Source organism: Pedobacter metabolipauper, assembly GCF_004362715.1.
Classification (GTDB): domain Bacteria; phylum Bacteroidota; class Bacteroidia; order Sphingobacteriales; family Sphingobacteriaceae; genus Pedobacter; species Pedobacter metabolipauper.
In genome coordinates, this window is record NZ_SNYC01000003.1 from 1395120 (window position 1) to 1418183 (window position 23064).

General features: G+C 42.0%; 24 protein-coding genes. 8 read left to right on the plus strand and 16 right to left on the minus strand.

The window, feature by feature from the left end; translation table 11 throughout:
• Window positions 1-6: 6 nt before the first annotated feature.
• Window positions 7-810 (minus strand): sensor histidine kinase, encoded by an 804-nt coding sequence (locus ATK78_RS06075; protein ID WP_166664833.1) that lies wholly within the window; start codon window positions 808-810, stop codon window positions 7-9.
• A gap of 111 nt (window positions 811-921) precedes the next feature.
• Entirely contained in the window at window positions 922-1173 is a 252-nt protein-coding gene (locus tag ATK78_RS06080) for a hypothetical protein (protein WP_133575131.1), read from the minus strand.
• A 52-nt stretch (window positions 1174-1225) separates the two neighbouring features.
• On the opposite strand from ATK78_RS06080, the gene ATK78_RS06085 reads away from it, so the two are divergent.
• Genes ATK78_RS06085 through ATK78_RS06100 form a run of 4 tightly spaced genes read left to right on the plus strand, consistent with a single transcriptional unit; the run spans window position 1226 to window position 5808 of the window.
• Window positions 1226-2008, plus strand: coding sequence for an alpha/beta hydrolase (locus ATK78_RS06085; protein ID WP_133575132.1), 783 nt, complete (start codon window positions 1226-1228; stop codon window positions 2006-2008).
• Window positions 2009-2038: 30 nt separating this feature from the next.
• Window positions 2039-3805 carry an amidohydrolase gene (locus ATK78_RS06090; protein ID WP_133575133.1) on the plus strand — a complete coding sequence of 589 codons (1767 nt, stop codon included), beginning with the start codon at window positions 2039-2041 and terminating at the stop codon, window positions 3803-3805.
• Between the two features lie 29 nt (window positions 3806-3834).
• Window positions 3835-4854: an MBL fold metallo-hydrolase gene (locus tag ATK78_RS06095; protein WP_133575134.1), complete on the plus strand. Its 1020-nt coding sequence runs from the start codon at window positions 3835-3837 to the stop codon at window positions 4852-4854.
• Window positions 4855-4869: 15 nt separating this feature from the next.
• A complete protein-coding gene (locus tag ATK78_RS06100; protein WP_133575135.1) occupies window positions 4870-5808 on the plus strand; it encodes an alpha/beta fold hydrolase in 939 nt (312 codons plus the stop codon).
• Window positions 5809-5887: 79 nt separating this feature from the next.
• Here the strand turns inward: ATK78_RS06100 and ATK78_RS06105 are convergent, their stop codons facing one another.
• The 4 genes from ATK78_RS06105 to ATK78_RS06120 form a co-directional block, all read right to left on the minus strand.
• Window positions 5888-6799 carry a ribonuclease Z gene (locus ATK78_RS06105; RefSeq protein ID WP_133575136.1) on the minus strand — a complete coding sequence of 304 codons (912 nt, stop codon included), beginning with the start codon at window positions 6797-6799 and terminating at the stop codon, window positions 5888-5890.
• Entirely contained in the window at window positions 6799-7185 is a 387-nt protein-coding gene (locus tag ATK78_RS06110; RefSeq protein ID WP_133575137.1) for an STAS domain-containing protein, read from the minus strand. The genes ATK78_RS06105 and ATK78_RS06110 overlap by 1 nt, the downstream gene beginning before the upstream one ends.
• Before the next feature lie 95 nt (window positions 7186-7280).
• Complete coding sequence (locus tag ATK78_RS06115) at window positions 7281-8231, minus strand: phosphoribosylaminoimidazolesuccinocarboxamide synthase (RefSeq protein ID WP_133575138.1); 951 nt, start codon at window positions 8229-8231, stop codon at window positions 7281-7283.
• A 34-nt stretch (window positions 8232-8265) separates the two neighbouring features.
• Entirely contained in the window at window positions 8266-9231 is a 966-nt protein-coding gene (locus tag ATK78_RS06120) for a PhoH family protein (protein ID WP_133575139.1), read from the minus strand.
• Between the two features lie 102 nt (window positions 9232-9333).
• Here ATK78_RS06120 and ATK78_RS06125 point away from each other — a divergent pair, with 102 nt between their 5' ends.
• The 3 genes from ATK78_RS06125 to ATK78_RS22705 all read left to right on the plus strand — a co-directional run bounded on the left by ATK78_RS06125 (window position 9334) and on the right by ATK78_RS22705 (window position 10993).
• Window positions 9334-10113 carry an SAM hydrolase/SAM-dependent halogenase family protein gene (locus ATK78_RS06125; RefSeq protein ID WP_133575140.1) on the plus strand — a complete coding sequence of 260 codons (780 nt, stop codon included), beginning with the start codon at window positions 9334-9336 and terminating at the stop codon, window positions 10111-10113.
• Window positions 10114-10168: 55 nt separating this feature from the next.
• Window positions 10169-10681, plus strand: a complete 513-nt coding sequence (locus ATK78_RS06130; RefSeq protein WP_133575141.1) for a hypothetical protein — start codon at window positions 10169-10171, stop codon at window positions 10679-10681.
• A 165-nt stretch (window positions 10682-10846) separates the two neighbouring features.
• Complete coding sequence (locus ATK78_RS22705; protein WP_166664834.1) at window positions 10847-10993, plus strand: hypothetical protein; 147 nt, start codon at window positions 10847-10849, stop codon at window positions 10991-10993.
• Window positions 10994-11032: 39 nt separating this feature from the next.
• On the opposite strand, the gene ATK78_RS06135 is transcribed toward ATK78_RS22705, so the two are convergent.
• The 10 genes from ATK78_RS06135 to rpsO all read right to left on the minus strand — a co-directional run bounded on the left by ATK78_RS06135 (window position 11033) and on the right by rpsO (window position 22517).
• Window positions 11033-12277 carry a DUF1015 domain-containing protein gene (locus ATK78_RS06135; protein ID WP_133575142.1) on the minus strand — a complete coding sequence of 415 codons (1245 nt, stop codon included), beginning with the start codon at window positions 12275-12277 and terminating at the stop codon, window positions 11033-11035.
• A 57-nt stretch (window positions 12278-12334) separates the two neighbouring features.
• Window positions 12335-13285 carry a D-2-hydroxyacid dehydrogenase gene (locus ATK78_RS06140; protein ID WP_208112305.1) on the minus strand — a complete coding sequence of 317 codons (951 nt, stop codon included), beginning with the start codon at window positions 13283-13285 and terminating at the stop codon, window positions 12335-12337.
• A gap of 11 nt (window positions 13286-13296) precedes the next feature.
• Complete coding sequence (serC, locus tag ATK78_RS06145) at window positions 13297-14361, minus strand: 3-phosphoserine/phosphohydroxythreonine transaminase (RefSeq protein ID WP_133575143.1); 1065 nt, start codon at window positions 14359-14361, stop codon at window positions 13297-13299.
• A gap of 44 nt (window positions 14362-14405) precedes the next feature.
• Entirely contained in the window at window positions 14406-16805 is a 2400-nt protein-coding gene (locus ATK78_RS06150; protein WP_133575144.1) for a TonB-dependent receptor, read from the minus strand.
• Between the two features lie 5 nt (window positions 16806-16810).
• Window positions 16811-17482 carry a ribulose-phosphate 3-epimerase gene (gene rpe / locus ATK78_RS06155; protein WP_133575145.1) on the minus strand — a complete coding sequence of 224 codons (672 nt, stop codon included), beginning with the start codon at window positions 17480-17482 and terminating at the stop codon, window positions 16811-16813.
• A gap of 232 nt (window positions 17483-17714) precedes the next feature.
• Window positions 17715-18956 carry an RNA polymerase sigma factor gene (locus ATK78_RS06160; protein WP_133575146.1) on the minus strand — a complete coding sequence of 414 codons (1242 nt, stop codon included), beginning with the start codon at window positions 18954-18956 and terminating at the stop codon, window positions 17715-17717.
• Window positions 18957-19304, minus strand: a complete 348-nt coding sequence (locus ATK78_RS06165) for a YciI family protein (RefSeq protein WP_133575147.1) — start codon at window positions 19302-19304, stop codon at window positions 18957-18959. It lies immediately after the preceding gene.
• 31 nt (window positions 19305-19335) lie between these two features.
• The gene (locus ATK78_RS06170; RefSeq protein ID WP_133575148.1) at window positions 19336-19788 is read right to left on the minus strand and encodes a carboxymuconolactone decarboxylase family protein; all 453 of its coding nucleotides are present in this window, start codon (window positions 19786-19788) and stop codon (window positions 19336-19338) included.
• Between the two features lie 146 nt (window positions 19789-19934).
• A complete protein-coding gene (pnp, locus tag ATK78_RS06175; protein ID WP_133575149.1) occupies window positions 19935-22085 on the minus strand; it encodes a polyribonucleotide nucleotidyltransferase in 2151 nt (716 codons plus the stop codon).
• 153 nt (window positions 22086-22238) lie between these two features.
• Window positions 22239-22517 carry a 30S ribosomal protein S15 gene (rpsO, locus tag ATK78_RS06180; RefSeq protein ID WP_133575150.1) on the minus strand — a complete coding sequence of 93 codons (279 nt, stop codon included), beginning with the start codon at window positions 22515-22517 and terminating at the stop codon, window positions 22239-22241.
• A gap of 126 nt (window positions 22518-22643) precedes the next feature.
• Between rpsO and ATK78_RS06185 the strand changes: the two genes are divergently transcribed.
• Entirely contained in the window at window positions 22644-23063 is a 420-nt protein-coding gene (locus tag ATK78_RS06185; protein ID WP_133575151.1) for an acyl-CoA thioesterase, read from the plus strand.
• Window position 23064 lies beyond the last annotated feature (1 nt).

Sequence of the window (23064 nt, forward strand, 5' to 3'; positions counted from 1 at the left end):
GATGTTTTAATTTAGAAATTGTAATATATTGTTGTTTGTGAGTTCATCACTAAAGCGGATACTGATCACAAGTCCGCCTTCATTCTTTATTTTAAGTGTACCCTTGATCTGCTTGCTTAGCCCTCTTATTAAACTCATGCCGAGAGAGGTATCTCCGGATCGTTCATTTACCGAGGCATCTCCCACTCCGTTATCTCCAATGATCAGCTCATAATCAATCTTATTGTAATTTAGCAATTTAATGGTAATCAACCCCTTTTCTTTCTTTGAAGGAAAAGCATATTTGAGTGAGTTGGTAATGGCTTCATTCAGGATCAATCCAATGGGAACAGCCATCCTCACGTTAAATTCTGCATCATGGATATCAAGTTCAAAAGAGATCCGTTCGTCTGCATCGAAACTATCACTAAGATAAGCCACAAGATCGGTAATATATGGTTTCATATCTACAGTTGCGAGGCTCCCGGACTGATATAGTTTTTGATGGACCAGTGAGATCGACTGCATCCTGTGCTGGCTTTCCTTAACCGCATTAAAGGCTATATCATTTTTTAAATACGCAGATTGGGTATTCAAAAGACTGATCACGATCTGAAGGTTATTTTTAACCCGGTGGTGAATCTCTTTCATCAGCCATTCTTTTTCAGCAAGCAGCCCATCATTCTGCTCAGTCAGCTTCTTTAAACTAAGGTCCTTCAGCCCCAATGCTGCTGCATGATGCATCAATTGCTTATTTAACCGTTGTTTAAGATACAGCCTGCTCAAGCCTATGATTACTATAAGCAGCAACACAAAAGCAATGTTTATCATGGTTTGTCCCGGTACTTGCTGAATACTAAAAAAAATCATACTTCTAATGGATCGAAGGTCAAGTTTCAGGATTTAATAGTTAATGGGCTGCAAAATGTATGCCCCCGCAAATTAGGCCGAATCCGGGTCAATAAAACCAATTACCTGATTTTCAACTGACTGTTTTTCGTTTAATGGCGAGATATCGTCAGTTGACGATACCTTTTGATCTTTACCCGCTCCGGCACTACCAAAAGAATCAAGTGTGCCAGACAATACCCAAAAAAATAACCGTACTGTATTTCGCCGTATCACATCGCCAGTCAACGAAATAAAGTTAACAGATTCTTCTAAATAATAATCAATAATCTGTAAATCAAGCATTTAAAAACAAGGCATAACGGTTGTAATTAACTAATCACATAAATATTGTGAGATGAAAAATTTAACACCAAAAACCATTGTATTCATCACCGGCGCTTTTGTAAGCAGTAACAGCTGGGACGAGTGGCAGCTTTTCTTCCAGGAAAAGGGATTTGAAACTGCTGCACCGGCATGGCCATTCAAAGGATCTTCTGCCAATCAGCTTCGTTTAAAGCATCCAGATCAGGACATTGCGTCCATCAGGTTACAAAGCCTGGTCGATCATTATACAGACTATATTGCCAAACTCCCTGAAAAGCCAATTCTGATCGGACATTCCATGGGCGGACTTTTGGTGCAGCTCCTTATTCAAAAAGAACTTGCCTTCGCGGGCATTGCCATCCATTCCCTGCAGCCACAAGGCGTTTTTACTTTTAAGTTTTCCTTTTATAAAGCAGGATGGGGCCCCTTGGGGTTTTTCACATCTGCAAAAAAAACGTACCTCATGTCTTTTAGAGAATGGCAGTATGCATTTACGAATTGTATGCCCTACGAAGCGCAAAAAGAGGCCTATTACAAGTTATTGGTACCGGAGTCTAAGCTGGTGGTCCGTGATGCGATCACCGATGTGGCCAGAGTCGACTTCAAAAAGCCGCATGCCCCGCTCCTCTTTATTTCCGGAAGCATCGACAGGTTCATCCCCGCATCCCTAAACTATTCAAATTATAAGAAATACAGCCATAGCGGTTCAACTACAGACTATAAAGAATTTGAGGGGAGAAACCATTTTGTTCTTGGACAGCCAACCTGGAAGGAAAATGCAGGTTACATCGCCAACTGGATAGCAAATCTTTAACAAAACATCACCGCAACTAATTTTAAGATCATGAACAGCAAAATCAAGTTATTTGGCTTACTGATATGGAGCCCCTTTCTATTGTTTGCCCAGAAGGCCGACCTCATCATTATCCATGGAAATATCGCTACGATGAACAAGCCCAATGAATTCAAAGCGGCCGTAGCCATTAAAGATGGAATCATTCAGGAAGTGGGCAGCTCAAAAAGTATCCTGTTCACCTACCGGTCAAAAATGACCAGGGTGATCGACGCGCAGGGAAAAACAATCATACCCGGACTCAACGACAGCCACATGCACATCATTAGAGAAGGACTGCATTTTAACAGCGAACTTCGATGGGACGGTGTTAAAACACTCAAGCGGGCAATGGAGATGCTCAAAGAGCAGGCACAGCGCACGCCTCCGGGAGTTTGGATCAAGGTGATTGGCGGATGGAACGAGTTTCAGTTCGCCGAAAAGAGGCAACCTACCATAGCAGAGATCAATGAAGCAGTGCCCGATAAACCTGTTTTTATCACTTATCTATATGGCAAGGCATTTCTTAACAAAAAGGGGATCGAGGTATTGAAGTACAATGCGAATACCCATTATGAAGGCAGCCTTCTGGAAAAGGACAATGCCGGTAATTTAACCGGGGTCATGTTCGCAAAGGAAACGCCAAAAGCCATTTATACCACACTGGCATTGACCACCATGCTCAATCCTGAAGAAAAGATGAATAGTACACTTCAGTTTTACCGTGAACTGAATGGCTTTGGTCTTACCAGTGCGGTTGATGCCGCTGGTGGTGGACAAAATTATGATGGTGATTATGCCATTGCGGCCGAATTGGCCAGGCAGGGTAAGCTAAACCTAAGAACTTCCTACTATCTTTTCGCCCAGAAAAAAGGAGCCGAACTCCAGGATTACGAAAAGTGGGCAGCCGCAACCTATCCCAATAAGAACGACCACATGCTGATGGCCAACGGCTATTCAATGGAAGGTGCCGGTGAAAATATTGTTGCCTCTGCCGCAGATTTTGAAAATTTCCTGGAGCCGCGGATTGTGCTGTCAGACAGTATGGAAACCGACCTGGAGCCAGTGATCCGTTTACTGGTCAGGAACAGATGGCCTTTTCGGCTCCACGCTACTTATGGCGAATCGATAGAAAGGATGCTGAACGTATTTGAAAAGATAAACCGTGACACGCCGTTTAATGGATTGAGGTGGATTTTTGACCATGCCGAGACCATAACCAATCCACAGCTGCTCCGGGTTAAGCAACTGGGCGGAGGCATAGCCGTACAGTTCAGAATGTATTTTCAGGGCGAGCTTTACACCAAAATGTATGGAGCGCCTGAACGGCAGCTCCCTCCCATTAAGCAGATGCTCAAATTGGGTATTCCTGTTGGCGTAGGCACAGATGCACCCAGAATTTCAACCTACAACCCCTGGATGTCGCTGCACTGGTTATTGACCGGAAAAACAATTGGCGGAATGCAATTTTGGCCAAAGGACCAGGTATTGGACAAATATACCGCACTTCAATTGTATACCTCCGGCAGTGCCTGGTTTTCTGGAGAGGAAAAACTAAAAGGCAGGATTGAAAAGGGAATGTATGCAGACCTCGTGATCCTTTCGGACGATTATTTTAAAGTTCCCGCAGATGAGGTCAGAAAAATTACCGCAAAACTGACCATAGTAAATGGCAGGATCGTGTATGCCAGGGATGAATACAAATCGCTGGATCCTGGTATTGCTGCAGTAATTCCTTCCTGGTCGCCGGTAAAATACTACGGAGGATACCAAAAGTAAAAACTACAAACCCATATTATCAAAACAAAATGAAAGCAATTAGATTATTTACGCTGATGCTCTTACTGAGCTATCTCGGCCCAACCGGCAAACTCATGGCGCAGATGCCATTGCCACCACATGTACCCATCTGGGACGCAAATACCGTGGAACTGAAGCTCCATAAAATCACGGCAGATACCTATGCCATCATCCCGTCAACCGCAGCCGCTGAAACCTCAAAAGGCATTCCACAAGCAACGACAGGCGGATTCATTGTTGGCGAAAAGGGCGTACTGCTCATTGAGGTAATGATGACCAGGCGTTTGTATGAGCAGCAGATTAAACTGGTACGTTCGGTAACGGACAAACCCATCCTGTTTGCGGTAAATACGAGTGACCACGGAGATCATTGTTTCAGCAACTATCTGTTGCCAGCTACTACAGTCATTATCCAAAATGAATTTGCAAAAGACAACCTTGCTGCAAATTATGATGGCATCAAACAGTTCATGGTGATGCTTTTTGGCGCTAACCGCGGGATCGAAAACACCATATATCGTCCGGCAGATATCGTAATCCCTAAAAACAGCAACTTAAAGATAGATTTAGGAAAGGGCAAGATCATCGAATTCCTGAATGTGGGCACCGCCCAATCTCCTGCTGATCTATTTGTATGGATGCCGTCAACCAAAGTATTTTGGGCAGGAAATCCGTTCATTGCTGAAAGCCCCGCTATTCCATGGTTATTTGATGGTTTTTTTCTGGAACCGGCTATGAACCTCAAAAAAATCTATAATTTCCTGCCAGATGACGCCATCGTAGTGCCTGGCCACGGGCGGATCACCAATAAGGCAGGCATCAAATATACCATCGATTATGTGGAAGCATTAGAAGCCAATGTGAAAAAGGCAGTTGAAAACGGACTGAGTCTTGAACAGGCAAAATCAACCATCAAAATGTCGGAATTTAACCAGGGGTATGTCCTTTTCGATTGGCTGCATTTCAATTTCAATCTTCCAAATGCCTATAAGGACATCACTGAGAACAAAAAATCAATTATCAAATAACCTAATTATAAGATCATGAAAAAAACAACAAAATGCCTGATGCTGCTTGCAGCTATCTATTTCCTAATGTTTATAAGTACAGACAAAATTCTTGCAGCTACAACCGTGAAGGCCGCAAATCCCCCTGCTGGCTTTAAACACCAGTATGCTACTGTAAATGGGATAAAAATCCATTATGTAATTGGTGGAAAAGGAGCTCCTTTATTACTTGTTCATGGCTTTGGCCAGAATTGGTACATGTGGAACCGCTTGCTGCCCGAGCTATCCAAACACTTTACAGTAATTGCCCCGGATTTGAGAGGTGTAGGAGAATCTGGCAAACCTGCTGGTGGCTACGATAAAAAAACGATGGCCCGGGATATGCACGAACTGATGAAAAAACTTGGCTATAACCACATCAACCTGGCCGGACATGACATCGGCCTGATGGTTGCCTATGCTTATGCTGCCCAATATCCAGGTGAAATTAAAAAACTAGCCTTAATGGATGCCCTGCTCCCCGGCGTTGAACCGGTGTGGAGCCAGGTCAAAGCTGGCGCCTGGTGGTTTGGTTTTTTCGGAATGCCAAATTCCGGCGAAATCGTAGCCGGAAAAGCACGACTTTTCCTAACCAGTTTCTGGCCATTGGTAGGTTATGTCAAAAATCCATTTACTGTTGCTGAAAAGAACGAATTTATCAGGGCCTATAGTGTTACAGGGGCAACTACCGGAGCATTCCATTGGTTTGGGGCCTTTCCGCAGGATGCGAAGGACAATGTAGAACTGATGAAAACCAAGTTAACCATACCGGTACTGGCTATGGGTTCACAACACTTCGCGGCTCCATTTTTGGCAGACCATTCCAAACTCGTTGCCACGAATGTAAAGGAATCCATCATCAGTGATTCCGGACATTGGATTGTACAGGAACAGACTGCGCAAACCCTGAAAGGGCTGCTGGATTTCTTTCTATAAATTAAGTCAAACAAAAAAAGCTGTATCAAATTACGATACAGCTTTTTTATAGGAAACCTGATTCAATGAGAACCTGTCCTTATATCGAATACGTAATTCCTTCAATGGCAAGCTCGGTATTTTCAAACACGGATTTGGCTTCTTCTAAAAGAGGCTGTAAGATCTTGTACCTCGATGAGAAGTGACCGATGAGTAATTTAGTGGCGCCGGTCAGTTGAGCGATCTGAGCCGCCTGTAATGCAGTAGTATGATGCGTCTGATTTGCCCGTTCTATCATTTCATGTAAAAAGGTAGCTTCATGATACAGGGTATCACAATCTTTGATACTCTCAAAATAACGTTCATCAAATAACGTATCTGAGCAATACCCATATTTTCTTGGTTTATCAGAATCTATGGTGTAATCCTTATTCAGGATTACCTGTCCATTTGGAAGATCCAGGTCTACCCCTCTTTTTAGCAATGGATAATACTCAATTGGAATATTTTCAGCTTCGAGTTTCTCTACCATAAGCTTGCGCAGGCGTTTCTTCTGTGTAAACTTAAAACCTGTACAAGGAATCCTGTGGTTCAGAACAATGGTTTCTACAATGACGTCTGCATTTTCAAAGATCTTTACCGGTTCACTGGCTTCGGTTACCACAAATTCTATGGGATACCTGATCACTGTTTCCGAGTGTTTAAACTGAAGGGCAAGGATTTCCTGCAATGCAACAGGAGCAAATATTTTAATGGGTTTAATGCGTCCGTTTAAATGCAGACTGGAGAGCAGCCCGATCAGGCCAAAGTAATGGTCGCCATGAAGATGGCTGATAAATATAAAATCTATTTTATTGGCTTTAAAACCAAAGCGGATCAATTGCTGCTGTGTACCTTCGCCGCAATCTATTAAGTAAAACTTTTCATTACAGTTTAACAGTTGAGCCGTTGGATTTCTATTGTACACAGGCGTTGCAGAACTACTGCCTAAAATAGTAACCTCAAATTTCATTAATCTCTTTCCACCCCGCCTAATAGTTCTTTCTCAATTTCTTCCATAAAGATCAGATCTGTTGCCTCATCCAGTTTATTAACGATGGTTAATGCCTTGTCAAGGTTTGACATCTTTAATATTCTTGCAACTACATCATTGATGCCGGTTACAATAAATAAACCATTCGCTTTTTTACACAACCGGTCTCCAACAAGCAAACTGCTCAGATCCTGTGAATCGTCACATTGTTTAATAGATGAGATATCTACAACGATATTACAATATCCTTCTGCGTTCAATAAGATGAATTCAGATTTTAATTTAGGGGCATTATCATTTGTAAACTTAGATTCTTTAAGTTTTAAAACAACATACTTGTCATGTTTATCAACTGAGAATTTCATATTATTTGTTTAAGTTGTCTTGCTAAAAGTACTAATTTAATCTCTTATACACTTCATCGGGCTACAAAATTAACCCGGATACAGATGCCGTGCATTTACCCGGCAAGCTTTGTTAACGCCTTCGCTACATTAGCCTGGATCCTGTTCACTACATCACCTGAATCGTTCTTAACAAACTGATCGCCGGTAATTTGTTCATAAAGTTCAATGTAACGGTCAGAGATCGAATTGATGATCGGTTCGGTCATTACCGGAACGGTTTGACCTTCTTTACCCTGAAAACCGTTTTCAATTAACCACTTACGTACAAACTCTTTAGAAAGCTGTTTTTGTGGTTCGTTACGCGCTTGTCTTTCTGCATAGCCTTCCGCATAAAAATAACGGGAAGAATCAGGGGTATGGATCTCATCGATCAAAAAGATCTCATCACCTGCTTTGCCAAATTCATATTTGGTATCAACCAGGATCAGGCCGCGTTCAGCAGCCATTTCAGTTCCGCGTGCGTACAAGGCCTGTGTGTATTTTTCCAGGTAGGTATAGTCGGCCAGAGAAACGATCCCTTTAGCCAGAATATCTTCCTTAGAAATATCTTCATCATGTCCTACAGATGCTTTCGTAGTTGGTGTAATGATGGGCTCAGGTAGTTTATCATTTTCCTTTAACCCATCTGGCAAGCTCACACCGCAAACACTGCGCTTACCAGCGCTGTACTCTCTCCAGGCATGTCCGGCCAGGTAACCTCTAATCACCATCTCTACCTTAAATGGCTCGCAAATACGGCCAATGGTTACCATTTCATCCGGAACGTCAATTACCCAGTTGGGAACGATGTCACTGGTAGCTGCTAAAAATTTAGCGGCAATCTGGTTAAGCACCTGCCCTTTAAACGGGATGGCTTCAGGTAAAACAACATCAAATGCAGAGATCCTGTCAGTTACCACCATCGCCATATATTGATTGTTGATGGTATAAACGTCACGCACTTTTCCTTTATAAAAATTTGTCTGCTGTGAAAAATTGAAATTTGTTTCTTTAATTGCTGTCATGGTATTTGCCAAAAAGCTGTATTGTGTTTTAAAATTATTGGATATCGCCGTAGGCTTTTAATATTCGTTTAACCAGTTTATGCCGCACCACATCTTCACCCGTTAAATAGATGATCTCAATTCCGGGAATGTCTTCCAGGATGCGCAGAGCATTGAACAGGCCTGACATTTGTTTTTTCGGTAAGTCAATTTGCGTAACATCACCGGTTACGATGAACTTTGCCGATGGGCCCATACGGGTTAAGAACATCTTCAGCTGAAGATCCGTTGAGTTCTGCGCCTCATCCAGGATCACAAAGCAATTGTCCAGTGTTCTTCCGCGCATAAATGCAAGGGGGGCAATTTCTATGGTCCTGTTTTCAAGGTACAGTTTCAGCTTCTCGGCAGGGATCATATCATCAAGGGCATCGTAAAGCGGACGAAGGTAAGGATCTACCTTTTCTTTCAGGTCGCCCGGCAAAAAGCCAAGGCTCTCCCCTGCTTCAACAGCAGGTCTGGTTAAGATGATGCGTTTAATTTCTTTATTCTTCAAGGCACGTACAGCAAGTGCTACGGCAGTATATGTTTTCCCGGTTCCGGCAGGGCCGATTGCAAAAAGCACATCATTCTTAAGAATGCTGTCTACCATTCTGCGCTGATTGGCTGTTCTGGCCTTGATCATTAAACCATTGGTACCAAATACAATTACCTCACCGCCACCACCATTTACTGGTTTTTCAGGAGCAGATTCATCGGCAGTATCAATCTTCTTTAACGCAAGGATGGACTCCACATCGTTAGCTGTTAAAGCACTATACTTCTCCAGCTGACCAACGAGCTTATTGTACTTCTTTTCAAAAGTTTTTAGTTCCTCTTCTTCGCCAAGAACCTTCACTTCATTGCCCCGTGCTACAATTTTCAGCTTCGGAAAGGCTCTCTTTATCAGCTCATAGTGCTCATTGTTAGTGCCCCAAAACTGTACCGGATTTACGGATTCTAGTGTTAATTTAAGTTCGTTCAAAATATTGTTTTTTTGATAGGAGTGTATATTTTGATATAAAAGTTGAATATTTGTACGCGGCTTGCCGCTTACGCAAGATTAAGAATAAATATTCACTTTTTAATGGCAATAATAACATTAACAACAGATTTAGGTTCTAAAGATTTTTATCAGGCTGCCCTTAAAGGAAGTATCCTGAGTATCTTGCCTACAGCTAACATTGTTGATGTTACCCATGAAGTGCCATCCTTTAATATTTCGTATGCGGCATTCGTTTTAAAGAACGTTTATCCTTATTTCCCTAAAGGTACCGTTCACCTGATCGGGATCGATTCTGTGTTCAGTGAAAATACAAAATACATCGCATTAAAACACCATGACCATTATTTTGTTGGCGCAGATAACGGGATCTTCTCTTTACTATTTGAAGAGAAGCCTGAAGAGATCGTGGAGTTAAATATTATGCAGGATCTTAAATATCTCCATTTTCCACTGGTAGATATTTTTGTTAAGGCAGCTGTGCATCTTTCCAAAGGAGCCAAACTAAAGGACATTGGTGTTCCCACTGACAATATTGAGCAGCGCATGCTGCTTAACCCGGTTATTGAGCGCGACATTATTCGCGGAAGTGTGATCTACATCGATACCTTCTGCAATGTAATTACCAACATTACCAAAGACCTGTTCACTAAAATTCAAAGAAACCGGGACTTCACCCTGTACTTTAGAAAAAGTGAAACCATTACCCAGCTCAGCTGGCATTACAATGAAGTGCCTGAAGGAGAAAAACTCTGTCTTTTTGGGATCAGCAACCATTTGGAAATTGCGATCAATAAAGGAAAAGCCAGCGGACTTCTTGGGCTGCACCTCAGTGATATTGTGCGCGTTGAATTCCATCCTTAGACTGCCATTTACTGCCGGGGCATGGAGTTTGCTGGTACCTTAGAAACCCGATGCCATGATCAAAAATTTATTGCTCTTTCTATTCGTCAGCTGTTCATTATCTGCAGCAGCAATCCAAACAGACACAAGTGCCTATCAGACCCAGCGTTTAAAGGTAAATGCGTTACTGTCTGAGCGCAGTCAGAAATTTGGACAATATGATCAAAGTCTCAGTACAAGGACCGGGATATTCGGACTTCAGACCAAAAAGGACGTAGAGAACTCTAATGAGATCTTAAGACAGATCGTGCTGAATGATAACAACATATTTAAGGAACTTAAAATATTAATGGAATATAAGGACCAGCAGGTAAAGGCTGTTCAGGAGGAAGCCAATTCAGTAAACAGCCGTGCACAGAATTATATGAATGCCATTAAAAAACTGCAGGATGAGAACCAGACATTAAGAAATGAAACGGGAAAGAAGGAAAACTTCAGCTACTATGTAATTGCATTCCTGGTACTGGTTCTTGCCGGATCCACGTATTTCTTTCTTAAAAAGTTAAAAGAGCAAGGGTTAACACGATAATCACCTTAGAAATCAGAATTAAGAAGAGATCTGAATCGACGCATTTATCCCTGATCGCGTACCGTCTCAATTCTGGATCTTATCAATCTGGGAAAGATGCAATACCAGATAAAGAACTAAAAATTGATTAAATAACAAAGAGATAAACCATAGAAAGGATTAAAAATGAAGAAGTTGTTTTTTAAATCTTTGGTAAAGATCAACAATGTCCTATTACCAAGCCTGTATAAGAAAGACCCGATGAAACTCAGTACGTTTCAAAAAGCAATATTGGGTTACAGATACTGGGCACTTACAAACTCCCTTAAATAGAGAATGTATCCACTAAATGAAAAATTAATATCAAATGTATCAGTTAAAGTAATTGGTTAGTAAACCAACGAGGAACTTAGGTTCCACCCAGGTAGATTTTGGCGGCATTACCCCATTTACATCTGCAACGGCAATAACCTGATCTATAGATGGCGGATACAATACAAAAGCCACTGCAAAAAGTCCGTTGTCAACCTTTTTCTGAAGCTTGGAAACCGGGGTCCTTCCGCCCTCAAAACTAATTCTTGCATCCGTTCTCGGATCTTTAATGTGAAGGATGGGATCCAGAATAAAATCCTGCAGGATGCTCACATCTAACACACCCACCGGGTCGTTGTCATTGTAAACATCGGGCTTCGGAATAAGCCGGTACCACTTACCGCTTACATACATGCCAATCTGGTGCAGGCCATCCGGCTGTACTACAGAAGCAGATTCATGGATTAAAAAAGATTCGCTCACAGCGGCAATAAAAGACTCAGGATTTAAAGACCCCAGATCCCTTACCAGGCGGTTAAACTCCAATACCTTTACTTCATTCGTATTCATGTAAACAGTAGTGAAATAATTATAGGCTTCCTGGCCGGTATGCCGGTGTGCATTTAATGCTTTCTTTTGAACACCCATCTTAGCCATTGAGGCGATCCGGTGATGTCCGTCTGCAATATAAACCGCAGGCATCTTTTCAAATACCGCTACGATCCCGGCCAGGTGCTGCTGATCTGAAATTGCCCAAACCTGGTGTTCGGTACCATCGGCAAAAACAAAGTCAAGATCGGCTTCGAGCTGAACGTACTGATCAATGATCTGATCAACCACCTGCTCAGGATGATAGGTAATCAACACCGGATTTGCATCCAGACCGGTTTGCTGTAAATAATCAGCCAGCAGCTTTTCCCTGCGTTCTACGGTAGATTCATGCTTTTTAATCCTGCCCTGCAGGTAATCGTCAATGTGTGTCAGTGCCCAAATGCCGGTTTGAACTACGCCATCGTGCTGAACCCGGTAAATATAAATGGCTGGTTTAGCCTGTTTAACCAGAATGCTGTGCTCAATAAATCCCTCCACATTCTCACTGATCTTTTTAAATACCAGTTCCTGCCTGGTACCCCTTAAATATTGGTTATCAAGTTCAGGATTAATCAAATGAAGAAAGCTACACTCATTCTCAGACGCAATAAGTCTGGCTTCACCGGTACTATAATTTTCAAGTGGCATGGTAACCACATTTGCTTGTAGGTCTGCAGCAGGTTTGAGCGCGCAAAAAGGCTTTATAACAGGCATAATTGGGCTATGAAATAAAAGGGCCGTTCTATTTACACAGACGGCCCCTGTTATATTTTATTTATTAAAATGCGCAATGATCAAAGATGCCAGTTCAGCACCGATGCGCTCCTGAGCTTCATTCGTTGAAGCCCCGATATGAGGTGTTAAGGAAATCTTTGCATGCTGTAAAATAGCAGCAGAAGGCGTCGGTTCGTTGTCGAATACATCCAATCCGGCAAAAGCAACCTGACCATTATCCAAAGCAGTAATTAAGGCCGCTTCATCAAGGGTACCGCCACGGGAGCAGTTGACCACACCAACACCCGGTTTCATTTTAGCGAATTCTTCAGCGCCTAAAATTGGCTTATCCGCAAATGGTGTATGCAGACTGATAAAATCGCTGTTTTGGATCACCTCATCCAGTGAAACGGTCTTAACCGGAATATCTACGGTAATGCCCGCCTGGAAAGTTAATTTAAGGCTGCCATCAAACGGAAAAAGATCATAAGCCAAAACATTCATTCCTAAGCCCAGGGCTACAGTGGCTGTTTCTCTTCCTATTCTTCCGAAGCCAATGATCCCAATCGTTTTTCCCCTAAGCTCGGTACCTTTGGCATATGCCTTTTTCAGCGCATTGAACTTAGTACCGCCTTCAACAGGCATTTTACGGTTGGCATCCTGTAAAAATCGAACACCGGTAAACAGGTGTGCAAAAACAAGTTCAGCAACAGATAAGGAAGAAGCTGCAGGGGTATTCACTACGTTTATACCTTTACTGCGGGCGTATTCTACATCGATATTATCCATACCAACACCACCACGACCAATTAATTTAATGGTTGGACACTGGTCAATCAGTTCCTGACGAAGCAAGGTAGCACTCCGCACTGTAATGGCATCGTAATTCTTTAACGCATCAACCAGTTTATCCTGGGCAACGGTTTCGGTATCCACCACAAAACCGGCTTCTTCCAATAACGCTTTACCGATGGGATCAATACCATCGTTTGCAAGTATCTTAATCATTAATCTAAATTTTATTGGTGTTTTTCTGCAAAGATCTGCATTAATTCAACTAAGGTATGAACGCTTGTAATTGGAAGGGCATTGTACATAGATGCTCTAAAACCACCTACGCTACGGTGTCCTTTAAGACCTTCAATTCCATTTTCTTCGGCAAACTTCAGAAAAGGTTTTTCCAGCTCAGGATTCTCCATTACAAAACAAATGTTCATTCTTGAGCGGTCTTCAACAGCACAAGTACCTTTAAATAACGGGTTTCTGTCAATCTCGGTATACAAGGCATAAGCTTTCGCTTTATTCTCTTTTTCGATCTCGGCAACACCGCCTTTAGATTTGAGCCATCTCAGGTTTAACATTGCGGTATAAATAGAAAATACCGGAGGGGTATTGTACATAGAACCACCTTCAATGTGTACGCTATAATCAAGCATGGCAGGAATTTTACGACCTGATTTGCCTAAAATTTCATCTTTAACAATGACAATGGTTAAACCGGCAGGGCCAATATTTTTCTGGGCACCAGCATAGATCAGGTCAAATTTAGACACATCGATCTCTCTGCTCATAATGTCTGATGACATATCGCAAACTACAGGAACCTTAGTATCCGGAAAGCTGAACATCTCTGTACCGTAAATGGTATTGTTAGAGGTACAGTGAAAATAAGCACTGTCTTCAGGAATACTGTAATCTTTAGGAACAAATGTAAAGTTTGAATCTTTTGAAGAAGCAATGATATTTACCTTACCAAAGTTAGGCACTTCTTTGATGGCCTTATTTGCCCATACACCTGTTTCCAGGTAACTTGCCGTTTTTCCTTCAGGTAACAGGTTCATCGGAACCATTGCAAATTGTAAACTTGCCCCACCCTGTAAAAGAAGGACAGAATACCCGGAAGGAACGTTTAATAATTCCTTAACCAACCTTGTGGTTTCTTCAACCACGGCTTCAAATTCAGGAGTACGGTGAGAGATCTCCAGAATGGACAACCCGTCTTTAAAGTCTAAAACTGCCTGTGATGCTTGCTTAAATACTTCCTGCGGTAAGATGCAGGGGCCTGCGCCGAAATTGTGTCTCATTTTTTATATTTTTATTGGTTGTAAATGTAATAGTTTTATAGTATTTATTGTCTTGAATTTTTGAATTTCATAATTAGTTTTAAATTAAGTTGCCTTCCAGTTAAATAGTTAGGGATTGCGTACTGCACATCAGAAACATCTTTCAGCCATAAATAAGAAACCGTATTATTGATATTCAGCAAGTTAAAAACCTCGGCATGCACAGAAAAGGAATTGAAATATTTTTCAAGGAACCTGGGTTTGCGCTTCGCCACATCGTCTAAAAAATCTTTAGAGAAGCCAATATCCACCCGCTTATAGGCAGGAATGTTAAAATCATCATTATAGCGCTGAACCAGAGGCGCTCCAACGGGCAGCCTGGAACCATACAGCATATTTAAATGCACCTTGTAAGTCGGACTGTTTAGCAAGCGGTCCTGAAAATAAACGGAGAAGTTTACGCGCTGGTCTGTCGGCCTTCTTAAAAAGCCAAGTCCATCTTTCAAAATGTTTTGATTGGCCTTCATCAAAGAAACCCGGAAATAGGAAAGCAGGTCTTTCACAAATTCGCCACCAATGCTAAAATCAGCACCATAAGTGTATCCCTGCGCTTCGTTATCTGCAAGGTATTTAACCCGTACATTGTCCATCATATATGGAATAAGCCGATCCTGGTATTTAAAATACAGTTCCGATGCAAACTTTAACCGTGTACCTAAGCCATCAAAAGCGTAATCCATGCCGACTGAAGTATTATAAGAACGCTGTGCTTTCTGATCCAGGTTTAGCAAGCCGTTAAAATTCCGGATGCTCCTGTAATCAGGAGCCTGCTGGTAAACGCCGGCAGTAAAGCGAACGATCTTCGTATTGTTAATGGAACGGTAGGCGATCAGTAACCTCGGACTAAGCAACAGCTGACTGCTCAGCGTATTGAAATTGGCCCTAACGCCCAGCTGCAGATCAGATTGCGGAGACAACTGGTAACTGTCCTGGATGTATGCCGTATAATACTGGATCGAAAGTTTGTTCTTAACACTGATCAGGTTATCCTGGTAAAAGTTCTTTAAGCCCTGCAAAATATATCCGGCAGAGTCAATCAGGCTATACTCATTCAGATCATCGGTATAATCTTTCTGTTCAAAGCGCATCCCAAACGCAAAGGTATGGTTGCTATAGGTCTGGTCTATTTTTATACCAGTACTGAAACTCTGTGATTCCAGGTTATTCCTTGCATAATTAAAGTAGCTCCCCCGCCCCTTGTTGGTTCGGATGGTTCCAAAATTACCATTTCCAAAGCTGTTGTTGAGCTCAGCAAAGATGTATTGTCCCTCAATATCAATATGCTCCCTTTCAACGGTATTAAAATAGCTGCTGATCATCCTGATCACCAGGTTCGGTTTAGGGATGTACGTAACGGTTACTGCGCCACCTGCGGTTTGATAATCATCAACTTCCTTACCCGCATACACAGTTTGTAAACGGAGCAGGGTATTTAATGTACCAAACTGGGTTTCGCGGTCTTCCGGAATCAGCTTAAAGATCCCGCTGTTAAAGCTGCCTAAAAAACTCAGGTTAAATTTGTCCGACAGATTTTGATGGTAGATGGCCTGTACATCGGTAAAATTGGGCGCATAACTCCCCCTGTTATCCTGTGTATTGAGTACGCTCGAATTATTTTTATAACGCAGTCCGGCTAACAGGTAGCTGTTCTTATTTAAGATCTTTGAACTAAAAGAAGCACCAAGCAAACCCATGTTAAAAATGGCCTGGCTACTGTCTGGTTTATCGTACCTCACATCCAGCACTGAAGACAGCTTATCCCCATATTTGGATTCAAAACCACCGGCAGAGAACTTCGCAGAACTGAGCAGGTCGCTGTTGATAAAACTAAGCCCTTCCTGCTGACCGTTTCTGATCAGTACCGGCCTGTTAATTTCCACATCATTCACATACACCAGATTTTCATCAAAACTACCCCCGCGAACACTATACTGGGAACTCAGCTCATTATTGGTAGACACGCCGGGAAGGGTTTTAAGGATGACTTCAAAATTTCCGGATACAGAGGGCATAGATGCCACTTCATTTACATTGAGAATGGTACTGTTACTAAGCTGGTTGGTTTTGCTGGTTATGGTAACTTGTTCCAGCTCATTGCTGTTGATGTTTAACTTTACATTGCGCAAGATCCTGCCGGCCTTATCACTTTTAATTTCCAGCAATACGGGTTTATAGCCCAGCAGGCTAAATTTAAGGGTAAAAGCAAAGGTAGATGAGTAAATGTTGTAAAGGCCGTTGTCGTCTGAAATGGTAGACTGGCTTTGGCCAAGTACCGTTACAGTTACCTTAGACAGCGGGTTTTTAAAGTCGTCTGTAATGAGGCCTGTAATCTTTACCAGGGGTTGGGCACTTACGCCCGGAAAGCCCAGAAAAAACATACATAATAACAGGCGTAGCTTAAGCATTACAGTTAGATGATCACCATTCCCGGATCAATGTTTTTAAGTGCGGCGATCATATCTGATGGAGATTCAGCAGCAAAAACGGCACTACCGGCAACCAAAACGTTAACACCAGCAGCAACAAGACTTGCGGTATTGTCTACAGATACCCCGCCATCCACTTCAATAACCAGGTTTGGATTTACAGCCTGTGCCATTGCACGCAATTCTTTAACCTTATGGAGTGTATTTGCAATAAATTTCTGTCCGCCAAAACCCGGATTAACTGACATGATCAGCACGAGGTCCAGATCAGTCAGGATATCTATTAACAAAGAAACTGGCGTATGCGGGTTTAGGGCCACACCAGCTTTACAACCAGCTGCATGGATTTGCTGTACTGTACGGTGTAAATGTGTGCAGGCTTCATAATGAACTGTAATTCCATTGGCACCGGCAGCGGCAAATCTTTCAATATAATGCTCTGGATTAACCATCATGAGGTGCACATCCAATGGCTTTTTCGCGTACTTTTTAACCGCTTCAATAACCGGAAAACCGAATGAGATATTCGGAACAAAAACGCCGTCCATCACATCCACATGAAACCAATCGGCTTCACTGGCATTGATCATTTCAACATCACGCTGCAAGTTTGCAAAATCAGCAGAAAGTATAGAAGGGGCAATCAGGTGGTTCATGTTTGTAAATATAATTAAATAACCCATTTTAACTAAACCGGCCTAAAATAAGTTGACGCTTTCATTACACAATACACCTAAACTGCATTTATTAAAATATAGCGCAACCTTGTACAGCGCAGCACTAAAATCTAACAATCAGGAGGATCATTGAATGACCAGACATGAACTGGGTTACAAGACATGAACTGGATTACAAATCCGGATTGAGACCCCGGCCAATTTAAAGGGATTACTTTTGCCCTGCCCTAATCTGGTCAATATTTTTGCTGAGCAAGATCTGTTCAGCGGATGAATTGGTCAGTTTTAATGCCGTCTCATAATGCTGCACAGCCCTATCTGCGTCAATATCAGTATATAAATTGCCCAGCAGGGAATAATAAAATGGGTTACTGGTTAGATTCAGCTTTTCAGCTTCTAGGATTGCCTCCGGCTTACCATTCGTTTTTGCGAGTGCAAAAGTTCGGTTTAAAGCGGCAATGGGCGAATATTCTAAGATCAGCAATTGGTTATATAGCTGCAAAATACTTTCCCATTTTTCATTGGTATCAGCTTTTTGGGTATGCCAATAAGCGATGCCCGCCTCCAGGTGATATTTAGAAATAATATTCCCCGTCGCTGCTTTATTTAAAAAGTAAGTACCCTGGTCAATCAGTTCTTTGTTCCAAAGTGATTCATCCTGGTCCTGGTACAAAATGATCTCTTCGCTTTCGTTAGATCTTGCTTCAAAGCGCGAAGCGTGAAAACACATTAAAGCGAATAAAGCGTTAACAGCAGGTTGGTTTGTGCTTTTGTTCTCAAGCAGCAAATAATTTAGCCGCATGGCTTCAGCACAGAGGTCTTTCCGCAGGATGATGTTTTGGGAGGTTGAGTAATAACCCTCAGAAAATAGCAGATATAACGTGGTCAGCACGGTTTCCAGGCGACTGTTGATCTCAGCAGCGTTAGGCTGCTCAATTTTAATACCCTCCATTTTCAGTCTTTCTTTGGCGCGGTTAATCCGTTTATAGATTACCTCTTTATTGGTCAAAAAGGCATCAGCAATTTCCTGGATCCCGAAACCACACAGCAGATTTAACGCAAGGGCAACCTGGGCCTCACTGGAAATACAGGGATTACAAATGGTAAAGATCATGGCCAGCTGGCTGTCGGCTATGTTTTTAACAGACAGGTCAATTTCAATCTCTTCCGTTTTATCTGCGGTATACCTGATCTCGGCAGAAAGCTTTTGTTCAAACAGGGTGTTGCGCTTTAAGTAGTTCTTTGTTTTATTCTTGGCCACCGTATACAGCCATGCGGTAGGGTTTTCGGGCATCCCTTTTAAGCTCCATTGCTCTGTAGCAGAAAGAAAAGTATCGCTTACAATATCTTCTGCAATTTCGATGTGATCGATCCCAAATAAATAACAGAGTACCGAAACTATTTTCCGGTACTCTCTTCTAAATAAATGCGGCAAGAGTTCTCTCTCTTCCATTTAATCAATAGTAGATGCCATACGGATCTCTACGTTTCCGCCAAGTTCAAGGATTGGACATCCATTTGCAATTTCTACGGCTTCGTCATAATCTACTGCTTTAATAAAGATCAGACCACCGATAGACTCCTTAATTTCTGCATAAGGACCATTGGTAATGTTTTTATCCTTTCTAACCACTTTACCTTCGCCATCCCAGCGCTGCAGCGGGCGAGCTAATCTGTCCTGAGCAGCAATACCACCCAGCCAATCCTGCCATGGCTTAATAGACGCCTGTAGCTGCTCTGGAGAAGGCTGGTCTTCTTTATTGATAAAGTCTCTGCGGAATATTAATAAGAAATCGTTCATATCGTTCTAATTTAAAAATTAATCGTGTTAATTATCCGAATTGGCCAACAAAATAAGTTCCCGGAGTATTTGGAAAAGCCAGGTTAAGCCGGTTCCAGGTATTGATGGTAGTTATGGCAAAGGTAAGATCAATTAGCTCCTCGTCAGAAAATTGTTTAGTAGCATCGCCGTAAACCGCATCCGGCACCTGGCAGCTGGTAACCGCTTCGGCCCAGGCCAGTGCGGCACGTTCACGTTCGGTATAATACGGGGTTTCGCGCCAGGCACTTAAACCATATAAGCGCTGTTCAGTTTCCCCATTGGCGCGTGCATCCTTTGCATGCATATCCAGGCAGTATGCACAGCCGTTCATTTGTGATACCCTAAAGTTGACCAGTTCAAAGAGACTCTTTTCTATGGTTGATTTTTTTAGATAGCCACCAATACCATACAAAGTTTTTAATGCATTTTGTCCTTTCTCGTGGACGTTGATCCGTTGTTCCATTTTTTGAAGTTTTAATTGTTTTAAAAACTAATGACAACCGCATGTTCCGGATTGGACAAAATATAGAAACTATTTTTTCATTTCCCCTTAAAACGCAAAAAGCTCCCGGTAAACCGGGAGCTCTCTTATAAATTTGCTGCTTAAAATTAAGCAGGCTTGTTTTCAGTTGCAGCAGCTTCTGGTCTTGGCGGACGAGGCAACAATGCTTTTCTTGAAAGCTTCATTTTTCCTTGTTTGTCAATATCCAAAAGTTTAACCTGGATCTTATCACCTTCTTTAAGCACGCCATCCATAGTTTCTAAACGCTCCCATGCAATCTCAGAGATGTGCAACAGACCGTCTTTACCTGGCATGATCTCAACGAATGCACCAAATGGCATGATTGATTTCACTTTACCATCATAAGTAGCACCTATGTCTGGTTTAGCAGCGATGGCATTGATCCGGCTAACCGCAGCATCAATTGCCGCTTTATTATCAGCGAAGATCTCAACGATACCTTTGTTACCAACTTCTTCGATAGAGATTGATGCGCCGGTTTCACGTTGCATTTCCTGGATAATTTTACCGCCGGGCCCGATTACAGCACCGATAAATTCTTTATCAATACTTAGGGAAACGATACGCGGAGCGTGGTCTTTATAATCTTCACGAGGTGCAGAGATCGTTTTCTTCATCTCATTTAAGATGTGTAAACGAGCTTCTTTAGCCTGGATCAACGCGTTGGTTAATACTTCCCATTTCAAGCCATTGATCTTTAAGTCCATCTGACAGGCAACAATACCTTTTTCAGTACCGGTTACTTTAAAGTCCATGTCACCTAAATGATCTTCATCACCTAAGATATCTGAAAGGATTGCATATTTACCAGTTTTCTCATCCGTGATCAATCCCATTGCAATACCTGAAACAGGCGCTTTGATCTTAATACCAGCATCCATCAGTGCAAGCGTACCTGCACAAACAGTAGCCATAGATGATGAACCATTTGATTCTAAGATATCAGAAACGATCCGGATCGTGTATGGATTTTCTTCCAAACCAGGCAATACTTTTTTCAAAGAACGCATGGCCAGGTTACCGTGACCAATTTCGCGGCGACCAGCACCTCTGTTCGGACGAACCTCACCAGTTGAGAAACCAGGGAAATTGTAGTGTAACAAGAATTTGTTATAACCATTAACAAAAGCACCATCAATCATTTGCTCATCATCTTTAGAACCTAAAGTAACGGTAGTTAATGATTGGGTTTCACCACGTGTAAATACAGCGGAACCGTGGGCAGCAGGTAAATAACCAACTTCACTCCAGATTGGGCGTACCGTACGTACATCACGACCGTCTAAACGAATTCCTTCGTCTAATACCAGGTTACGGATGGCATCATACTGTACATCGTGGAAATATTTTTTAGATAAGAATCCGGTTACGTCATCAATATCTTCACCAAGGGTAGCAATGAAATCCATTAAGATTGCTCCAAATGCATCACCACGTTCTTGTTTACCTGTATTGCTTTTAGCTATTGCATATACTTTATCATAAGTAGCGGCATAAACTTTTTCTTTTAATTCAGGATTGCTGTCTTCATGAGAGTACGTACGTTTAACGGTTTTACCAACCAGTTCAGCAAGTTCTTTCTGAGCCTGAACCTGAATAACGATTGCTTTGTGTGCAAACTCAATCGCTTCAACCATTTCTGATTCAGAGATCTCATCCGCTTCACCTTCAACCATCACGATGTCGTTTTCAGTACCTGCAACAAGGAATTCCATGGTAGCACGCTCTAAATCACTCACATAAGGGTTGATTACAAATTTACCATCAATCTTAGCAACACGAACTTCAGAGATTGGCCCGTTGAAAGGGATATCTGAAACCGCGATAGCCGCAGAAGCAGCTAAACCAGCCAAACAGTCTGGCATTATATTTTTATCAGAAGAGATCAGGGAGATCATTACCTGTGTATCTGAGTGATAATCTTCAGGGAACATCGGGCGTAAAGCACGGTCAACCAAACGTGAAATTAAAACTTCATAATCTGATAACCTCGCCTCGCGACGTAAAAAACCACCTGGAATACGGCCTGCGGCAGCATATTTCTCCTGGTAATCTACAGATAAGGGTAAAAAGTCAACACCAGATTTAGCACCTACTGTAGAAACTACAGTTGCTAAAAGCATGGTATCACCCATTCTAACCACTACGGAACCATCAGCTTGTTTCGCTAATTTACCAGTCTCGATTTCAATTGTTCTTCCATCGCCCAGATCGAACGATTTTTTTATTACATTCATTTAATAATAGTTGTGGTGTGTTTTCCTCTTTCTACACACCGGATTTATATATATTTATTTACTTTTTTCAAACATAGATAAAATTACATTTAATTTTACCTGGGTATTAAAAAAGCCATTCCTAAAGAATGGCTTTCGTTGATATAAATAGTACTATTTAATGATATCCCTTAAGCCTAAAGCTTTAATGATAGCACGATAGCGCTGTATATCTTTTTTAAACAGGTAAGCCAGGATACCACGGCGTTTACCTACTAATTTCTGAAGAGACAACTGGGTAGAGAAATCTTTACGATTTTTCTTTAAGTGTTCTGTTAAGTGCGCAATACGGTATGTAAATAACGCTACCTGACCTTCTGCAGAACCCGTGTTTGTTTCTACTTCGCCGTGTTGTTTAAAGATTTCGGCTTTCTTTTCTTTACTTAAATACATTTCTTGAATGATACTAAAGTGTGTATAATTAATTAATTGAGTGCAAAGATAGTTTAAGTTTTAAAGATTAGCAAGAGTCCCCGCTATAATTCAATTTTGTTTAAGTTTGTAAATCAACCTACAGCAATGGAAAACAATCAGTACAGCATCTTCGAGTCTGAATTAAAGGTAAGACCAGACGATATAGACATGTTTAACCACGTCCATAATAGTAAATATTTTGACTATGTGCTTGCTGCCCGTTACGACCAGATGGCTGAATTTTATAAAATGCCGATGGAATCTTTTTTAAGCAGCGGCTATGGCTGGGTGGTACGCACCGCTCTGGTCGATTTTAAACGCCCCCTTATTCTGGGTGATGTGATCGGCGTCCGTACCGGGATCCTGACCATCAATGAAAAGGGCTGCAGGGTCCAGTTCGAGATCATCAACAAGCGGACCGGCAAAGTTGCATCAGACGGATGGTTTGATTACGTCATGATCGACACCAACACTGGAAAGGGCTGTAGGGTAAATGAAGACATGATCAAAGCCTATAGTATATAAG

What these genes read in the sequence shown, in the direction of transcription:
- ATK78_RS06075 (WP_166664833.1), bottom strand. Translation starts at nt 810, where the DNA reads ATGATAAACATTGCTTTTGTGTTGCTGCTTATAGTAATCATAGGCTTG.
- ATK78_RS06080 (WP_133575131.1), bottom strand. Translation starts at nt 1,173, where the DNA reads ATGCTTGATTTACAGATTATTGATTATTATTTAGAAGAATCTGTTAAC.
- ATK78_RS06085 (WP_133575132.1), top strand. Translation starts at nt 1,226, where the DNA reads ATGAAAAATTTAACACCAAAAACCATTGTATTCATCACCGGCGCTTTT.
- ATK78_RS06090 (WP_133575133.1), top strand. Translation starts at nt 2,039, where the DNA reads ATGAACAGCAAAATCAAGTTATTTGGCTTACTGATATGGAGCCCCTTT.
- ATK78_RS06095 (WP_133575134.1), top strand. Translation starts at nt 3,835, where the DNA reads ATGAAAGCAATTAGATTATTTACGCTGATGCTCTTACTGAGCTATCTC.
- ATK78_RS06100 (WP_133575135.1), top strand. Translation starts at nt 4,870, where the DNA reads ATGAAAAAAACAACAAAATGCCTGATGCTGCTTGCAGCTATCTATTTC.
- ATK78_RS06105 (WP_133575136.1), bottom strand. Translation starts at nt 6,799, where the DNA reads ATGAAATTTGAGGTTACTATTTTAGGCAGTAGTTCTGCAACGCCTGTG.
- ATK78_RS06110 (WP_133575137.1), bottom strand. Translation starts at nt 7,185, where the DNA reads ATGAAATTCTCAGTTGATAAACATGACAAGTATGTTGTTTTAAAACTT.
- ATK78_RS06115 (WP_133575138.1), bottom strand. Translation starts at nt 8,231, where the DNA reads ATGACAGCAATTAAAGAAACAAATTTCAATTTTTCACAGCAGACAAAT.
- ATK78_RS06125 (WP_133575140.1), top strand. Translation starts at nt 9,334, where the DNA reads ATGGCAATAATAACATTAACAACAGATTTAGGTTCTAAAGATTTTTAT.
- ATK78_RS06130 (WP_133575141.1), top strand. Translation starts at nt 10,169, where the DNA reads ATGATCAAAAATTTATTGCTCTTTCTATTCGTCAGCTGTTCATTATCT.
- ATK78_RS22705 (WP_166664834.1), top strand. Translation starts at nt 10,847, where the DNA reads ATGAAGAAGTTGTTTTTTAAATCTTTGGTAAAGATCAACAATGTCCTA.
- ATK78_RS06135 (WP_133575142.1), bottom strand. Translation starts at nt 12,277, where the DNA reads ATGCCTGTTATAAAGCCTTTTTGCGCGCTCAAACCTGCTGCAGACCTA.
- ATK78_RS06140 (WP_208112305.1), bottom strand. Translation starts at nt 13,285, where the DNA reads ATGATTAAGATACTTGCAAACGATGGTATTGATCCCATCGGTAAAGCG.
- serC (WP_133575143.1), bottom strand. Translation starts at nt 14,361, where the DNA reads ATGAGACACAATTTCGGCGCAGGCCCCTGCATCTTACCGCAGGAAGTA.
- ATK78_RS06150 (WP_133575144.1), bottom strand. Translation starts at nt 16,805, where the DNA reads ATGCTTAAGCTACGCCTGTTATTATGTATGTTTTTTCTGGGCTTTCCG.
- rpe (WP_133575145.1), bottom strand. Translation starts at nt 17,482, where the DNA reads ATGAACCACCTGATTGCCCCTTCTATACTTTCTGCTGATTTTGCAAAC.
- ATK78_RS06160 (WP_133575146.1), bottom strand. Translation starts at nt 18,956, where the DNA reads ATGGAAGAGAGAGAACTCTTGCCGCATTTATTTAGAAGAGAGTACCGG.
- ATK78_RS06165 (WP_133575147.1), bottom strand. Translation starts at nt 19,304, where the DNA reads ATGAACGATTTCTTATTAATATTCCGCAGAGACTTTATCAATAAAGAA.
- ATK78_RS06170 (WP_133575148.1), bottom strand. Translation starts at nt 19,788, where the DNA reads ATGGAACAACGGATCAACGTCCACGAGAAAGGACAAAATGCATTAAAA.
- pnp (WP_133575149.1), bottom strand. Translation starts at nt 22,085, where the DNA reads ATGAATGTAATAAAAAAATCGTTCGATCTGGGCGATGGAAGAACAATT.
- rpsO (WP_133575150.1), bottom strand. Translation starts at nt 22,517, where the DNA reads ATGTATTTAAGTAAAGAAAAGAAAGCCGAAATCTTTAAACAACACGGC.
- ATK78_RS06185 (WP_133575151.1), top strand. Translation starts at nt 22,644, where the DNA reads ATGGAAAACAATCAGTACAGCATCTTCGAGTCTGAATTAAAGGTAAGA.